General features: G+C 65.6%; 16 protein-coding genes. 14 read left to right on the top strand and 2 right to left on the bottom strand.

What is annotated here, in order from left to right:
* Positions 1-8 precede the first annotated feature (8 nt).
* From LGQ10_RS18350 to LGQ10_RS18325, 6 genes are all read left to right on the top strand, one after another.
* Entirely contained in the window at positions 9-1,523 is a 1,515-nt protein-coding gene (locus LGQ10_RS18350) for a TolC family protein (RefSeq protein ID WP_226522810.1), read from the top strand.
* Positions 1,507-2,112, top strand: a complete 606-nt coding sequence (cysC, locus tag LGQ10_RS18345; protein ID WP_226522809.1) for an adenylyl-sulfate kinase — start codon at positions 1,507-1,509, stop codon at positions 2,110-2,112. The genes LGQ10_RS18350 and cysC overlap by 17 nt, the downstream gene beginning before the upstream one ends.
* Positions 2,109-2,897 (top strand): aspartyl/asparaginyl beta-hydroxylase domain-containing protein, encoded by a 789-nt coding sequence (locus LGQ10_RS18340; protein WP_226522808.1) that lies wholly within the window; start codon positions 2,109-2,111, stop codon positions 2,895-2,897. The genes cysC and LGQ10_RS18340 overlap by 4 nt, the downstream gene beginning before the upstream one ends.
* A complete protein-coding gene (locus LGQ10_RS18335) occupies positions 2,885-3,826 on the top strand; it encodes a sulfotransferase family protein (protein WP_226522807.1) in 942 nt (313 codons plus the stop codon). The genes LGQ10_RS18340 and LGQ10_RS18335 overlap by 13 nt, the downstream gene beginning before the upstream one ends.
* A 103-nt stretch (positions 3,827-3,929) precedes the next feature.
* On the top strand, positions 3,930-4,391 hold the full coding sequence (locus LGQ10_RS18330) for an aminoacyl-tRNA deacylase (RefSeq protein ID WP_226522806.1): 462 nt from the start codon (positions 3,930-3,932) through the stop codon (positions 4,389-4,391).
* A gap of 14 nt (positions 4,392-4,405) precedes the next feature.
* Positions 4,406-4,651, top strand: coding sequence for a DUF2789 domain-containing protein (locus tag LGQ10_RS18325; protein WP_058437954.1), 246 nt, complete (start codon positions 4,406-4,408; stop codon positions 4,649-4,651).
* On the opposite strand, the gene LGQ10_RS18320 is transcribed toward LGQ10_RS18325, so the two are convergent.
* Both LGQ10_RS18320 and LGQ10_RS18315 read right to left on the bottom strand, forming a co-directional pair.
* On the bottom strand, positions 4,652-4,939 hold the full coding sequence (locus LGQ10_RS18320) for a type II toxin-antitoxin system RelE/ParE family toxin (RefSeq protein WP_226522805.1): 288 nt from the start codon (positions 4,937-4,939) through the stop codon (positions 4,652-4,654).
* On the bottom strand, positions 4,936-5,214 hold the full coding sequence (locus tag LGQ10_RS18315; RefSeq protein ID WP_226522804.1) for an antitoxin of toxin-antitoxin stability system: 279 nt from the start codon (positions 5,212-5,214) through the stop codon (positions 4,936-4,938). Before LGQ10_RS18315 ends, LGQ10_RS18320 begins: the two co-directional genes overlap by 4 nt.
* A 193-nt stretch (positions 5,215-5,407) precedes the next feature.
* Between LGQ10_RS18315 and LGQ10_RS18310 the strand changes: the two genes are divergently transcribed.
* The 8 genes from LGQ10_RS18310 (at position 5,408) to pgaA (ending at position 15,688) form a co-directional block, all read left to right on the top strand.
* Positions 5,408-5,836, top strand: coding sequence for a MarR family winged helix-turn-helix transcriptional regulator (locus LGQ10_RS18310; protein WP_058437958.1), 429 nt, complete (start codon positions 5,408-5,410; stop codon positions 5,834-5,836).
* A complete protein-coding gene (locus LGQ10_RS18305; protein ID WP_226522803.1) occupies positions 5,833-7,920 on the top strand; it encodes an FUSC family protein in 2,088 nt (695 codons plus the stop codon). The genes LGQ10_RS18310 and LGQ10_RS18305 overlap by 4 nt, the downstream gene beginning before the upstream one ends.
* Positions 7,917-8,126, top strand: a complete 210-nt coding sequence (locus LGQ10_RS18300; RefSeq protein ID WP_025131710.1) for a DUF1656 domain-containing protein — start codon at positions 7,917-7,919, stop codon at positions 8,124-8,126. The genes LGQ10_RS18305 and LGQ10_RS18300 overlap by 4 nt, the downstream gene beginning before the upstream one ends.
* Positions 8,123-9,013 (top strand): HlyD family secretion protein, encoded by an 891-nt coding sequence (locus tag LGQ10_RS18295; protein ID WP_058437266.1) that lies wholly within the window; start codon positions 8,123-8,125, stop codon positions 9,011-9,013. The genes LGQ10_RS18300 and LGQ10_RS18295 overlap by 4 nt, the downstream gene beginning before the upstream one ends.
* Positions 9,010-10,455 carry an efflux transporter outer membrane subunit gene (locus LGQ10_RS18290; RefSeq protein ID WP_226522802.1) on the top strand — a complete coding sequence of 482 codons (1,446 nt, stop codon included), beginning with the start codon at positions 9,010-9,012 and terminating at the stop codon, positions 10,453-10,455. Before LGQ10_RS18295 ends, LGQ10_RS18290 begins: the two co-directional genes overlap by 4 nt.
* 93 nt (positions 10,456-10,548) lie before the next feature.
* Positions 10,549-11,184 (top strand): NADH:ubiquinone oxidoreductase subunit N, encoded by a 636-nt coding sequence (locus LGQ10_RS18285; protein ID WP_226522801.1) that lies wholly within the window; start codon positions 10,549-10,551, stop codon positions 11,182-11,184.
* Positions 11,185-11,430: 246 nt separating this feature from the next.
* Positions 11,431-12,933, top strand: a complete 1,503-nt coding sequence (locus tag LGQ10_RS18280) for a YdgA family protein (RefSeq protein WP_226522800.1) — start codon at positions 11,431-11,433, stop codon at positions 12,931-12,933.
* A 277-nt stretch (positions 12,934-13,210) separates the two neighbouring features.
* Positions 13,211-15,688 carry a poly-beta-1,6 N-acetyl-D-glucosamine export porin PgaA gene (pgaA, locus tag LGQ10_RS18275; RefSeq protein WP_058436027.1) on the top strand — a complete coding sequence of 826 codons (2,478 nt, stop codon included), beginning with the start codon at positions 13,211-13,213 and terminating at the stop codon, positions 15,686-15,688.
* The last annotated feature ends 7 nt before the right edge of the window (positions 15,689-15,695 follow it).

Raw genomic sequence — 15,695 nt, 5'->3', positions numbered from 1 at the left:
GGCAAGGGATGAGAGACAGTCAAAAGTGGTTCAGCGTCAGCTTGCTGGCGCTGATGGTCAGCGGGTGCGCCGTCACCAGCCAGCCGATCGACCGCAGTGTCAGTGAACAACGGGCAAAAACCGATCTGCTGCACATGTACCAGGGCCAGGAACCCCTCAGCGGGCCGCTGACCCTGCACCAGGCCATGGCCCGGGCGGTGAAGTACAACCTCGAAGGCCGGCTGAAGATCATGGAGGAGGCCCTGGCCAAGCGGCAGCTGGACCTGGCCAGCTTCGACATGCTGCCGCGCATGGCGCTGTCGGCCGGTTATGCCGGACGCAACAATGTCAGCGGCTCCAGTAGCGAGAGTGTTCGAACTCACACCCAGTCTCTGGAACCGTCGACCTCCCAGGACGAAAACCGCCGTGTGGCCGACCTGACCATGGTCTGGAACGTGCTCGATTTCGGTGTCAGCTACATCAACGCCAAGCAGCAGGGCGACCAGCGCCTGATCGTGCAGGAGCGGCGGCGCAAGGTGATCAACACCATCGTCCAGGACGTGCGTTCGGCCTATTGGCGAGCGGTGGCGGCCGAGCGCCTGCTCAAGCAGATCGACAGCCTGATGGCACGGGTCGATACCGCGCGTGGCAACAGCCAGAAGATGAGCGACCAGCGCATCGGCGATCCGATCCAGTCCCTGGGCTACCAGCGCGCGCTGATCGAGGCCACCCGTCAGCTCGAGGAGCAGCGCCGAGCCCTGTCACTGGCCAAGACCGAGCTGGCGACCCTGATCAACCTGCCGCCGGGCAGCGACCTGACCCTGGCCACCAGCGACGATTACCCGATCCCCGAACTCAAGGTCGACATGCGCCGGTTGGAACACGAAGCCCTGGCCAGCCGCCCGGAACTGCGCGAGCAGGACTACCAGACCCGCATCAGTGCCGCAGAAACCCGCAAGGCCATGCTGCGCCTGCTGCCGGGGCTGGAGTTCTCCGCTGGTGGGCATTACGACAGCAACTCGTTCCTGGTCAATGACAAGTGGGCCGACTACGGGGTCAAGGTCACCTGGAACCTGTTCAACGTGATTTCCGCTCCGGCGGCCATCGATGTGGCCAAGGCTGGCGAAGAAGTTGCCTCCGCCCGGCGCCAGGCGATGTCGATCGCGGTACTGGCGCAGCTGTATGTGGCCAACGCCAACTACCGTGATGCCCTGCGCCAGTTCCAGACCAACCAGCAGCTGGCGCAGATCGATGGGCAGATCGTCGGTCAACTGCGCAACCGCTACCAGGCGGCGGGGATCGGCGAACTGGACCTGATCCAGGGCGAGTTGAATACCCTGCAGGCCGATCTGCGGCGTGACCTGGCCTATGCCGACTTGCGCAATGCCTATGGGCAGATCTTCGCCAGTGCCGGTCTCGATCCGCTGCCCGACCAGTTGCAGTCGACCCAGATCCAGAGCATCGCCAGCGCCCTGGCCAGTCGCGAGGCCGACTGGTCGGCCGGCAACATCGGCGTAGCGGCGCCCCATGCCAAGGTCCAGTGACCTGCTGGCGCCACGGGCCAGTGTCAGTCGTGAACAGCGCGAGCGCGGCAACGGCCACCGTGGCGCTGCCATCCTGCTGACCGGCCTGCCGGCCTCGGGCAAGTCGACCCTGGCCCAGGCCCTGCAGGCAACGCTGTTCGAGCGTGGCGTGCAGTGCCTGGTGCTCGATGGTGATGCGCTGCGCAGCGGCTTGAACAGCGACCTGGGTTTCAGTGCTGCCGACCGTCAGGAAAACATCCGCCGCGCCAGCGAGCTGGCGGCCCTGCTGGTGGAACAGGGGCAGGTGGTGATCCTGGCGTTGATTGCCCCGCTGATCGAATTGCGCGAGCTGTTCGCCCGGCGCCTGGGGTCGGACTATCGCGAGGTCTGGTGCAGCGCCTCTCTCGCGGTGTGCGAACAGCGCGATCCCAAGGGGCATTACGCCCGCGCCCGGCGCGGCGAGTTGCCAGGCTTCACCGGGGTCTCGGCACCCTATGAAGCACCACCGGCCGCAGCACTGGTGCTGGACACGGGCGAGCTACCGGTGGGGGTCTGTCTCGAGCAATTGCTGGCATGGCTGCGCGCGTGCCAGGTGTTGCCGGCGCCATGACTCGCCCGGCGTATTCGCGGCTGCCCCTGCAGCTGGATCTGCGGCTGTTGCGCGAAGCGCTGGCGGGCGTTCGCGCCGACCAGTGGCTGGATCATTTCAATCGGGAGTATTTCCAGGGCGACTGGAGCGGGGTGGTGCTGGTCGGTGCCACCGACGCGGTCGGGCTGGCCCCGGGGCGCGAAGCTGCCGTGCCGCACGACGCCTGGCTGGACGAGCCGCGCTGGGAACAGGCCCTGCGCCCCCTGGCGGTGGAACTGGTCAGTGCCCGGTTGCTGCGGCTGGGGCCGGGCAGCCGGATTCTCGAACATTGCGATTATGACTTGCAGGCAGAGCAGGCCGACCTGCGCCTGCACATTCCCCTGCTCTGCCCGCCGGAAGTGGATTTCATGCTGGATGGCCAGCGCATGCCGATGGCTGCAGGCGAGTGCTGGTACCTGGACCTGGGGCGCCCCCACAGCGTGGTCAACCGCGATACCTGCGAGCGCATTCACCTGGTGCTCGACTGCCGTCCCGGCTCCTGGCTGGAACAGGCTATCCAGCAGGGCCTGGCCAGCACTCCGGCGCCGGGGCCTGGCCAGGGCGCCGCGGCCTTTGAACGCCTGCGCCAATGGGTGGAACAGGACCGGCAGCTGTGCCGGAGGCTGCAGGCCGAGACCGACCCACAGGCTTTCATTGAACTGTGCGTGGTCCTGGGCGCCGAGCGCGGCCTGGTCTTCGGGCCCGACGAGGTGCGTTCGGCCATGGCCCGGGGGCGACGCCAATGGCAACGACAATGGAGCCACTGAACCTGCAAGGGTGGCTGCCGATCGGTATTCGCCGCTCGGAGCTGGGCTGGCGGGTGGACTGGTGCTGGTTCGGCGATCGAGCGCTGTCCCAGCCCTTTTTCCGCGATGCGGTGGATCAGGCCCTGCGCTTGCCGTTCAACCAGGCGCTGCGTCGTGAAACGTCCCTGGCGGCACTGGAAAGCTGGCCGGAGCAGCAGCCGGGACTGGTGCCCAGTGCCTTCATCCTGCATGCCTCCCGCTGTGGTTCGACCTTGATCAGCCAGATGCTGGCGCAACTGGCCAGTCACATCGTGGTGTCGGAACCGCCCCCGCTGGATACCCTGTTGCGCGCCGACCTGCCGCAGGAAATTCGACTGCGGGCAATCAGAGGGCTGCTCGGCGCTTATGGCCAGGCTCGCTATCCGGGGGTGTCGCAACTGGTGGTCAAGCTTGATGCCTGGAACATCGGCGAGCTGCCGCTGCTGCGCCAGTGCTTTGCCGACACTCCCTGGCTGTTTCTCTACCGCGATCCGCTGGAAATCGCCGTTTCGCATCTGCGCCGGCCGGGCATGCACATGGTGCCCGGGATGATCGGTCCCAGTGTGCTGGATGCCGGTGCTTTCACCGATCGCGAGAGTTTCATCGCCCGGCGCCTGGGGCGGCTCCTGCAGTGCGGCCTGGACCATAGCCGGGCCTTCGACGGCCTGTTGGTCGAATACCGGCAGCTGCCGATGGCCATGGGCGGGCACCTGGGGGATTTCTTCGCCCTCAGTGCAGACCAGCGCCGGTGCGCGCTGGCCTGCACCGACCGGCATGCCAAGCAACCGGACCAGGCATTCGTGGCGGATGCCCAGGACAAGCGCCAGGCGGCTTCGCCAGCGCTGGTCGAGCAGGTCCAGCGCTGGGCCCGGGGGCCTTACGAGCGCCTGGAACGGCGGCGCAACGCCTGACGAGCCACCGTTGGGAAGTTCGCCCGGCACCTGTCGGCGCCCGGCCTAGACTTGCATCAGGGAGTCACAGTCCTGTCCCCCGGCCGGGGTAGCGAGGTGCATCATGCGTATGGCCAGAACCGTGCAACACAGCCTGGAACAAGCCCATTGCCAGTTCGACCTGGTAACCCATCCCCACTCGGCCAGCAGCCTGGAAACGGCGCGAGTGGCGGGAGTGCCCGCCGAGCGCCTGGCCAAATCGGTGATCCTCGACGACCAGCACGGGCGCTACCTGATGGCGGTGCTGCCGGCCAGCCGCCACCTGGACCTGAGCAAGGTGCGTGGCAGCGACCAGTGGCGGGTGACCCGGGAAAGCACCCTGGCGTACCTGTTCAACGACTGCGAGCGCGGCGCGGTGCCGGCCCTGGGTGAATCCTATGGGCTGGATGTGGTCATAGATCCATTGCTGACCCGCCAGAAGGACATCTACCTGGAGGCTGGAAACCACCACAGCCTGGTGCACATGAGCATGGCCGAATACCTGAAGATGGTGCCCAATGCCCAGGTCTGCGAAGTCTGTCACTGATCAGGAGCCCCACCATGGAATCACCGACCCACACCCTGCCCGCCCTGTTCAAGCAACTGGGGCTGGCCGACGACCCGGTGAGCATCGAGCGTTTCATCGCCACCCATTCCCCGCTGAAACCGGAACTGCACCTGGCGGACGCGTTTTTCTGGAGCAAGAGCCAGGCGGCCTTCCTGCGTGATGAAATACTCGACGATGCCGACTGGGCAGAGGTGGTGGACCAGTTGAATGTCCTGCTGAGAAAGGGGCGGGGTGGCTGATCAGCGAATACGCATCGGAGGCCATTGGCGAGCAGTGTCGAGGAGCGTCAGGATCCAGATGCGCTCCTGGTCGATCTGGTAAACCAGGCGATAGCTGGGGTGCGGAATGGGCTCTCGGGTTCCGGTGACCTGCCCGGTCGAGCCGGAGTGTGGATTACGGATCAGCTGTCCGATGCACTGGCTGAAACGGCTGTCCATTTCAATGGCTGCTTGTGGGTTGCGAGCATGCAGGTAGTCCCAGATGTCAGCACGATCCTGTATGGCCTCTGGTGTCCAGACGATGTTCATTCTCTCTTTGCCGCCTGCGTACGCCTGGCGGCGAACTCTGCCTCGACCTCCTCATGACTGCGCCCTTGCCCTGCAGCTACGGAACTCCGGGCCAGTTGCACCTTTTGCTGGAGGAACTCTTCGTATTCACGGGTTTCACGTTGTTTCTGAATGAATTCGCGCATCATCTCGCGCACGATCTGCGAGGCCGGACGATGTGAGGCGTTCGCCTCGGCCATGAACTGATCCCGAAGCTCGGTCTCCAGCTTCATGGTAAAAATGGCATGTTTGGACATGGGAAATACCTCAAGAAAGTATTGAAAAAGTATATACCTTTTATGTATTCGACCCACTTGATTGCTGGACAAGTGGGTGACCCGGATATTTGTTACAAAACTTGACTGAAATTATTCGCCAATGTCATATTGATAGTTAGCAAACTATCAGTATGCGAACAGTCTTGTGCCCAACTCCCTCGAATCGCTCCATATGAACATCAGCAGTGGCATGGTGGTCGCTTCGCGCCATTGGCGGCGGATCTGCCAGAACACGCTGATCAACTTCGGGATCTCCGAAGCCTGCGCCGTGCCCTTGCTGATGATCGGGCGCCTGGGCGAGGGCGTGCGCCAGGTGGCCGTGGCACACGCCGCGGGCATGGAAAGTCCGTCCCTGGTACGCCTGCTGGATCAACTGTGCAGCGCTGGCTACGTGTGCCGCAGCGAGGACCCCAACGACCGCCGGGCCAAGTGCCTGAGCCTGACCGACTCCGGCCGCGAGCTGGTGCAGGCAGTGGAAGGCGAGCTGGTGCGCCTGCGTCATGAGGTCCTGGCGGGCATCAGTGCCGAAGACCTGGAGTCGGCCTTGCGGGTGATCCGCGCCTTCGAGTCCGCCAACCACTCGCCGGTGCAGCCATCTTGAAGGGATTCTTTACCGGCATGCCCCCCGCGCGCGACTGGTTCTACGGCGTGCGCACCTTCGCTGCATCGATGATTGCCCTGTACATCGCCATGCTGATGCAGATGCCTCGTCCGTACTGGGCCATGGCCACGGTGTACATCGTCTCCAGTCCCTTCGTCGGCCCTACCAGTTCCAAGGCGCTGTATCGCGCCATCGGCACCTTCCTCGGGGCGGCCGCCGCGGTCCTGCTGGTGCCGATGTTCGTGCAGAGTCCCTATCTGCTGGTGGTGATCATCGGCTTGTGGACCGGCATCCTGCTGTTCCTGTCCATGCACTTGCGCACCGCCAACAACTACGCACTGATGCTGGCCGGCTACACCCTGCCGATGATCGCCTTGCCGGTGGTGGACAACCCCCTGGCGGTGTGGGACGTGGCGGAGGCGCGGACCGAGGAAATCTTCCTCGGCATCGTCTGCGCGGCGGTGATCGGCAGCCTGTTCTGGCCCCGGCGCCTTGCCCCGGTGTTCGTCGGGTCGGCGGGCAAGTGGTTCGCCGACGCCGCGACCTACAGCCGGCACTTCCTGACCCGCAATGTCCAGCCCGAAGAGGTCAGCGCCCTGCGCACCTCGATGGTGGCGACCTTCAACACCCTGGAGCTGATGATCGGCCAGTTGCCCCACGAAGGCGCCCGGCCACAGACGGTGCGCAACACCAAGGAGCTGCGGGGGCGGATGATCCACCTGTTGCCGGTGGTGGATGCCCTGGACGACGCCCTGCATGCCCTGGAGCGGCGCGCGCCGGAGCAGGTGGAGCGGTTCGCGCCGTTGCTGGCCAAGGCCGATCAATGGCTGGAAGGCACCGCCAAGGACGCATCGGTGGAGCGCTGGCAGGCCCTGCGCAGCGAGCTTGAAGCCCTGCAACCCGATGCCCAGGCCCTGGACGACCGGCGCCAGTTGCTGTTCTCCAATGCCCTGTATCGCCTGGGTGAATGGATCGACCTGTGGCAGGACTGCCGCAGCCTGCAGCACGCCATCCAGTGCGAAAGCCAGGACACCTGGCGTGCGGTCTATCGCCATTGGCGCCTGGGTCGGTTGACACCCTTCCTCGATCGCGGGCTGATGCTGTATTCGGCGGGCTCCACCGTGCTGGCGATCATCGTCGCCTCGGTATTGTGGATCTTGCTGGGCTGGACTGACGGCGGCAGCGCGGTGATCCTGGCGGCGGTAGCTTGCAGCTTCTTCGCCGCCATGGACGATCCGGCGCCGCAGATCTACCGGTTCTTCTTCTGGACCGCGCTGTCGGTGCTGTTCGCCAGCCTCTACCTGTTCCTGATCCTGCCCAACCTGCACGACTTCGCCATGCTGGTGCTGGTGTTCGCCGTGCCCTTCATCTGTGTCGGCACCCTGACGGTGCAGCCACGGTTCTACCTGGGCATGCTCCTGACCATCGTCAACACCGCGTCCTTCATCAGTATCCAAGGCGCCTACGACGCCGACTTCCTGAACTTCTCCAACGCCAACCTGGCGGGGCCCCTGGGCCTGCTGTTCGCCTTCATCTGGACCCTGGTGGCCCGCCCGTTCGGCTCGGAGCTGGCGGCCAAGCGCCTGACCCGCTTCAGCTGGCACGACATCGTCAGCCTGTCGGAGCCGGCGACCCTGGCCGAGCACCGGCACATGGGCGCGCAGATGCTCGACCGCCTGATGCAGCACCTGCCGCGCCTGGCCATGACCGGCCAGGACACCGGCAGTGCCCTGCGCGAACTGCGGGTGGCGCTCAATGTGCTGGACCTGCTGGCCTATGCGCCGCGAGTCCAGGGCGTGGCCCAGGACCTGCTGCGCCAGGTGGTGGCCGAGGTCGGTGAATACTTCAAGGCCTGCCTCAAGGCCGGCGAGCGCCTGCCGGCCCCGAGCCCGCTGCTGATGACCCTGGACCGCACGCGTCGGGCCCTGGACAGCCAACGCCTGCAAGGTGACGACGAAACCCGTCGGCACCTGCTGCACGCCCTCAGCGGACTGCGCCTGGCGCTGTTGCCGGGCGTCGAGTTCGTGGCGTCGGGCGAGCATGAAGAACCCCTTCCCCGTGGCATCGATGGAGCACCCCTATGATCGGTGATCTGGATATCAGCGGGGTGTTCCTGCCCACGCTGCTGGTGCTGATGGGCATCACCTATGGCGTGTACCTGCTGGTGCACGGGGTACTGACACGCCTGCACTTCTATCGCCTGGTCTGGCACCGGGCGCTGTTCAACGTGGGTCTCTACGCCTTGCTGCTGGGCGCCGTGGACTCTCTCAGCCGATACCTGATGACATGAAAAAACCTTTATTGACCATCGGCCGTGTGGTCTTGACGTTACTGGTGGTGACCTTCGCGGTCGTGGTGGTCTGGCGCATGGTCATGTACTACATGTTCGCGCCCTGGACCCGGGACGGGCATATCCGCGCGGACATCGTGCAGATCGCCCCGGACGTATCCGGGCTGATCCAGCAGGTCGAGGTTAAGGACAACCAGCTGGTCCAGCGCGGCCAAGTGCTGTTCAGCATCGACCAGGATCGCTTCCACCTGGCCCTGCGCCAGGCCAAGGCAGGCCTGGCCGATCGTCAGGAAACCCTGGCCCAGGCCCAGCGCGAGGCCCGGCGCAACCGTGGCCTGGGCAACCTGGTGCCGCGCGAGCAACTGGAAGAGAGCCAGTCTCGCGAGGCCCGGGCCCAGTCGGCCCTGGCCGAGGCCCAGGTGGCGGTGGACAGCGCCCAACTCAACCTTGACCGCTCGGTGGTGCGCAGCCCGGTGGACGGCTACGTCAACGATCGTGCGCCGCGGCCCCAGGAGTTCGTGACCGCCGGGCGGCCGGTGCTGTCGGTGGTGGACAGCAACTCCTTCCATATCGACGGCTATTTCGAGGAAACCAAGCTCGATGGCATCCAGGTCGGCCAATCGGTGGATATTCGCGTGGTCGGCGACCGCGCACGCCTGCGCGGGCATGTGCAAAGCATCGTCGCCGGGATCGAGGACCGCGACCGCAGCAGCGGCAGCAACCTGCTGCCCAACGTCAACCCGGCCTTCAGCTGGGTGCGCCTGGCCCAGCGGATTCCGGTGCGTATCGCCTTCGATGATGTGCCGGCGGATTTCCGCATGATCGCCGGGCGTACCGCCACGGTGTCGATCATCGACGACCAGCCCCGGCAGGAGCCCGGGCAATGAACCACGGCGCGCGTTTGGCCCTGCTCGGGCTCGGGTTGCTGCTCTCGGCTTGCCAGGTCGGGCCGGATTACCAGGTGCCCGGGGAGGCGGCGCTGCAACGCCCTGATCTGCAGGGCGAGCTGGCGGCCAAGGGCGCCAATGTAGTCTCGGCCCCGGTGCCGGGCGACTGGTGGCGCCTGTACCGGGAGCCGCGCCTGGACCAGTTGGTGCAGCAGGCCCTGGCCTCCAGCACCGATTTGCGCGTGGCGGCGGCCAACCTGGCCCGCGCCCGGGCCCAGGTCGACGAGGCCCAGGCCGCCGGTGGCTGGAGCGGTGGGGTCAAGGCTGGGGTCGAACGCCTGCAGGAGTCCGGCGAGGCCTTCCTGCTGCCGGAGAAAGTGCCGGTGGCCAACGTCGGCAACCTGTCCATCAGCACGTCTTATCAGTTCGACCTGTTCGGCACCCTGCAGCGCGGCATCGAGGCGGCCAAGGCCAATGCCGATGCGACCCAGGCCGCGGCGGACATCGCTCGCATCACCCTGGTGGCGGATGTGGTGCGTGCCTACACCCAGGTGTGCGCGGCCAACGAGGAGCGGGAAATCGCCGAGCGCTCCCTGGGCCTGCAAGCCCAGAGCACCGAGCTGACCCAACGCCTGCGCGATGCCGGGCGTGGCGATGAAACCCAGGTCACCCGGTCCCAGACCCAGTTCAAGTCCCTGCGCGCCGAACTGCCGCGCTATGAAGCGGCGCGCCAGTCGGCACTGTTCCGCCTATCGATGCTGCTGGCCCGGCCGGTGGACCAGTTGCCCGCCGGCACCGCCAGTTGCGCCGAGCTGCCGCATATCGCCCAGTTGCTTCCGGTGGGCGATGGCGCGGCGCTGCTCAAGCGTCGTCCGGACGTGCGCCAGGCCGAACGGCACCTGGCGGCCGCCACTGCGCAGATCGGGGTCGCCACCGGTGCCCTGTACCCGGACATCAGCATCGGCGCCACCGTGGGCACCGTGGGTATCCTCGACAACCTGGGCAAGGCGTCCACCAACCGCTGGGGTTTTGGCCCGCTGATCAGCTGGACGGTGCCGGCCAACGGTGCCCGCGAGCGCATCCACGAAGCCGAGGCGGCGAGCCAGGGGGCCCTGGCGCATTTTGACGGCGTGGTGCTCAACGCCATCCGCGAAACCCAGACCGGCCTGGCCCAGTACACCGCCCAGCTCCAGCGTCGCGATGCCCTGGCCGATGCCGAGCAATCGGCGCAAGTGGCGGCGGACCAGACCCACCGCTTCTTCCAGGCCGGGCGCGCGTCCTTCCTCGCCGACCTGCAGGCTACCCGCACCTACACCGACATGCGTGCGCAGTTGGCGGCGGCCAATACCCAGGTGGCGATGAGTCAGATCGATCTGTTCCTGGCCCTGGGCGGTGGCTGGGAAAGCGGACGAACGCAAGGCCCGGAACACGCGAAACCCTGAGGCGGTTGCTATGCTTTGATCAGTTGGACAAGTGCCTGGTGCAACGTGCTTTCCAACCGATCAAAGCATGTGATGGCCATGGGGACTCCAATAATGAAAAACCCTTATGCTCCGGGCTTCTGGTGCGCGCTCTGCGCCCTGGTGCTGCTGTCCGCCACCTATTTCTACGGCGTCATGCTGGCCCACCAGATCGACAAGGCCATGGTGTTTCTCGACAGCGCCAGCGCGCTGATCGCCGTGCTGGCCATCGGGGTGGTGGCGTGGTCCTCGTTCCAGGGCCAGAAAATCAAGAAGCGCCAGCTCGAACAGAGCAAGACCCTGGTGGTCATCTGGGACACCAAGGTGGCCCTGCGCCGGGTCGAAACCGTGTTCGACCGCTACTTCTGGGGCAGCTACTGGCAGCCGGGACGCACCTTTGCCGAAGTCATGGGCGAGCTTACAGGCACCCCGCTGGAAAAGAGCCTGGAGGCCCTGAAGAAGCAGTGCATGCTGCTCGACAAGCAGGCCGAGGACGGCCACCACTGGCTGAGCAATGCCCGGGAGCTGTCGGATGTCGCCACGGCCATGGCCCGGGAGCGCTACCAACTGGACTTCTGCGACCCCCGTGGGGAGTCCCGTGGCAACAGCGCGGTGATCGACCGCGACTTCGAAGTGCTGGTCTACACCTGGAGCGCACGGCTCAAGAGCTTCGACCATCAACTCGATGCCCTCGAGGTCGAATACTCCTAGCCGCAAGCCGCAAGCCGCAAGCCGCAAGCCGCAAGCCGCAAGCCTGGAGCCTGCGATCCTTTGCCTTTGCCTTTGCCTTTCGCTTGGAGCTTGGAACTTGCTGCTCGCCGCTTCGCTCTTTTGTTGGGCTCCCACCTGCCGCCAGTGATAATCTGCGCCCGTTTCACGCGGAGTCGAGCCGCGACCCATCACGGGTTCAGGGAAGACGACCACACCTTCAAACAACGGATATTGATCGGGTCAGACATGAATAAATCAGCAGGCGTACTGTTAGGAATCGTCGTCGCAGTAGGTGCAATCAGTGCCGGCGGCGCCTGGTACACCGGCACCAAGCTGGAAGGGGTTCTGCAGCAGCAGATCGTCGAGAGCAACAAGGAGCTGCAGGCAGCGCTGATCGGCTACAACGCCACCGCGACCCTGGAGCTGGTGTCGCTGGAGCGCGGCCTGTTCAGCAGTGACGCCCGCTATCGCCTCAAGGGCCAGGGCGACGTGTTCCACGGTGATCTGGAACTGCTGATCGCCGACCACATCGAGCATGGCCCGCTGCCGTTCTCGCGCCTGGTTCGCTTCAAGTGGCTACCCGTCATGGCTTCCAGCAATTACGAACTGGTGAACAACTCCCAGACCGACAAATGGTTTGCGGCCACCAAGGGCACTGCACCGTTCAAGGGCGTGGTCAATGTCGGTTACGACCTGTCCGCCGAGGGCACCCTGGATTTCGCTCCGATGGAACTGGCCCTGGATGAGCTGAACAACCTCAAGTTCTCTGGCCTGAACGCCACCTTCAGCGTCAGCGAAAACCGCCGCAAGGCCAAGGTCGACGGCTATATGGACAGCCTGGACCTGTTCCTCAGCTCGCCGGACAAAGCCCCGCTCAAGCTGGAAATCAAAGGCCTGACCCTGGCCAGCAACCTGCACAAGAGCAGCTTCGACTACTACCTGGGCCAGAACACCCTGGAGTTGAGCGGCCTGAATGCCACCTTCGGCGACAAGCAGTCGGTGCTGACCCTGAAGAACTTCGAACAGAAGACATCCAGTGAAGAGACCGGCAGCAACGTGGCCGGCCGTGCGGATTACCGCGTGGGCGAGATCGCCTTCGACGGCAAGGCCGTGGGCTCCGCCGAGATGCTCTGGAGCATGAAGAGCCTCGACAGCCAGGGCATGCTGGAGCTGGTCCAGGTCTATCAGAACGTACTGCAGCCGTATCAAAAGGCTGCCGCCGAGGCCTCGGCCAAGGGCGAAGGGGCGCCGGAGCTGCAAATGAGCGAAGCCGAGGAGGTCAAGGTCCGTGCGGCGGTGAACAAGGTCCTGGCCGCCAAGCCGCAGATCGCCCTGGAAAGCCTGGCACTCAAGACTGGCAACGGCGAAAGCCGCTTCAGCCTGAGCCTGGACCTGGCCAAGCCGCAGAGCCTGGAGCTGCCCACCGCAGAACTGGGCAAGCAACTGATCAGCCAGCTCGATGCCAAGCTGTCGTTGTCCAAGCCGATGGTGGCGGACATGGCCGCCTTGCAGGCCCAGGCCGAAGGCATGACCGACGCCAAGCAGATCGCCGAGCAGAGCGCGGCCACCGCCGAAATGCTCAGCGCCATGGCCGTTGCCACCCAGCTGGCCAAGCTGGACGGCAATAACGTGGTCTCGGCTCTGCACTACGCCAACAACGAAGTGAACTTCAACGGCCAGAAGATGACCGTCGAGCAGTTCGTCGGCTTTGTCATGAGCAAGCTGGGAGGCGCAGGCGCCCAGCAGTAACCGGCTGTGCCGGGCGCCCTGGCGCCCGGCTTGCCTCTCCCAGACGCCCGGTTCGTGCTGCTCACGGCCCGGGCGTCTTGCTGTCCAGGGCCCGGTGCACGGGGCTTTGGAGCGCCTCGCCGATCGGATTCTGAATAATTATTGCATTGCAATTTCTGAACTAACCTACGTGAAAGACTTCTCCCGGAAAGCTTCTCTGGAGTGTCTGATCCCGGTTGCCGGGGCGTACAGGCAGGGGGCGCGGAACTCCGGCTAGCCACGTAAAGGTGCTGACGAAATGCAATGCACTGTCCATCCTGCTCGCCGCTATGGCCTTCGTCCGTTGTTTCGTCTGGCGCTGTGCAGCCAACTGTTGTTGCCGGGGCTGGTGTTCGCCGATGCCGCCTATGACCAACTGATCATCCAGGCCAGGTCCGGCAGCTACGCGCCGGCCCTGGATCACCTGCGGCAAGTGCCGAGCCGCCAGTTGACCAACGGGCTGGTCAGTGACCACCTGCAGATCGCCAGCTGGGCCGGGCTCGATAGCGAGGTGGTGCATGTCTACGAGAGCCAGGGGCGCAATCGTGTGCTGCCGGTGCAGGCCCTGACCGCCACTGCCCGCGCCTATCGCAACCTCAAGCAATGGGACAACGCCACCCGGCTCTATCGCCAGGCGCTGGAGCGCGACCCGCAGAACGCCGACCTGCAACTGGGCCTGGCCCTGACCCAGGCCGATGCCGGCCAGCCGGCCGAAGCCGTGGCACGGGCCCGGGCGCTGGTGGCGGCCCGGCCCGACGATCCGAACCGGCGCCTGGCGCTGGGCTACGCCCTGACGCGGGCCAACCAGCCCCAGGATGCACTGGTGGAGTACGACCAGGCCTTCACGCGCGCCGGCGCCCGGCCCGATGTGCTGCGCGAATACATCTACGCCCTGCAACGGGCCCGCCTGCCGGAGCCCGCCGTGCGCCTGGCGCGCCAGCATCCGGGGTTGATCGACCCGGTGATCCAGCGGCGCATGGAGGCCGACCTGGCCGCCGAGCGAGTACGCCTGTCGGAGCTGGCCAGCCGCAGCGAGAAAGAACGTTTTGTGGTGGCCGACCGTGCCCTGGCCGACTACGACGCGCTGTTCGCTGCCTGGGGCAACGACCCCAAGGCCCGGGACGACGTGACCCGCTGGCGCATCGATCGCCTGGGTGCGCTCAAGTCCCGGGCACGCACCGCCGAGGTGATCAGCGAATACGAGCAACTGACCGCCGCGGGCGTGGCGATTCCCACCTACGCCCTGCGCTGGGTGGCCTCGGCCTATCTCGACCAGCGCCAGCCCGAGGTCGCCGTCGACCTGTACCGCAAGGTGCTGAGCGCGCCGGATGCCGACCGTGGCAATCGGGTCGAAGACACCACCGCCCTGTACTACTCGTTGCTGGAAAGCGAGCAGCCCGAGGCGGCGCTGAAGGTGGCCAGCGGCCTGGCCGATAGCGAGCCCCAGCGGATCCAGCTGGTCGGGCAAACCGTGGGCGACCCCAACGACGACTGGCTGGACGCGCAACTGTTGGCGGCCCAGGCCGGCACCTACGGCAACAACCTGCCCGACAGCGAACAGCGCCTGGATGAGCTGGCCATCAAGGCCCCGGGCGACGTCAGCGTGCGCCTGGCCCAGGCCAACCTGTACCTGGCCCGCGACTGGCCGCGCCGGGCGGAGTACCTGCTCAAGGAGCTCGAGAGCGTGGCGCCGCGTGATATCGCCCTGGAAGTCGCCCAGGGGCACACCGCCCAGGACCTGCAGGAGTGGCGGCAACTGGATGCGCTGACCGACGACGTGGTGGCGCGTTATCCGGAGAACCGTTCGGTGCAACGCCTGGCCCGGGAGCGTGAAGTGCACGACATGGCCGAGCTGCGTGTCTCGACCTATGGCGGCAAGAGCAACGGCGGCGGCAGCAACGGTGCCGGTGCGGTCTCCGGCAGCCGTGACTTCGGTATCGAAAGCCGACTCTACAGCCCGCCCATCGACGAGGACTGGCGCGTGTTCGCCGGTGCCGGCTACGCCATGGGCGATTTCCAGGAAGGCACCGGCCATCACCGCTGGCAGTTGTTGGGGGTGGAGCGGCGCACGCGCGACATGACCATCGAGGCCGAGGTCTCCAATCACTCCTACGGCTACGGCAACAAGACTGGCGCCCGGGTTTCCCTGGCCCGGGACATCGACGATCACTGGCAGTACGGCGGCAGCCTCGACTACCTCACCGCCGCTACGCCGCTGCGGGCCCTCAACAGCGATATCAGCGCCAATGGTGGCAGTGCCTTCCTGCGCTGGCGCGCCAATGAAAGCCGCGAATGGAAACTGGCCCTGAGCCCGTCGCATTTCAGCGATGGCAACAACCGTTTCGAGGCCCTGCTCACTGGCCGCGAAGGGGTGTATCGCTCACCCGGGGTCCAGGTCGACCTGGGCCTGGAAGTCGGCACCAGCCACAACACCCGGGATGACACGCCGTACTTCAACCCCAAGTCGGATTTCAGTGTCCTGCCGACGGTGAACGTCAACCACGTGCTCTATCACCGCTACGAAACCTCCTGGAGCCAGCAGTTCCAGGTGGGCCTCGGCACCTACAGCCAGCGTGACTACTCCACCGGCGGCGTCGGCCTGCTCAGCTATGGCCAGCGCTACAGCTGGAACGATGTGTTCGACATCGGCGCGGTGCTGAGCGTGATCAACCGGCCCTACGACGGTGAACGGGAAACCGACTTGCGCCTGGCCGTGGACCTTACCTATCGCTTCTAGAGGACGA

This window comes from Pseudomonas sp. L5B5 (assembly GCF_020520285.1).
Taxonomy (GTDB): domain Bacteria; phylum Pseudomonadota; class Gammaproteobacteria; order Pseudomonadales; family Pseudomonadaceae; genus Aquipseudomonas.
Note: the sequence above shows the minus strand (reverse complement) of the source record. Positions and strands in the feature narration are given on the sequence as shown.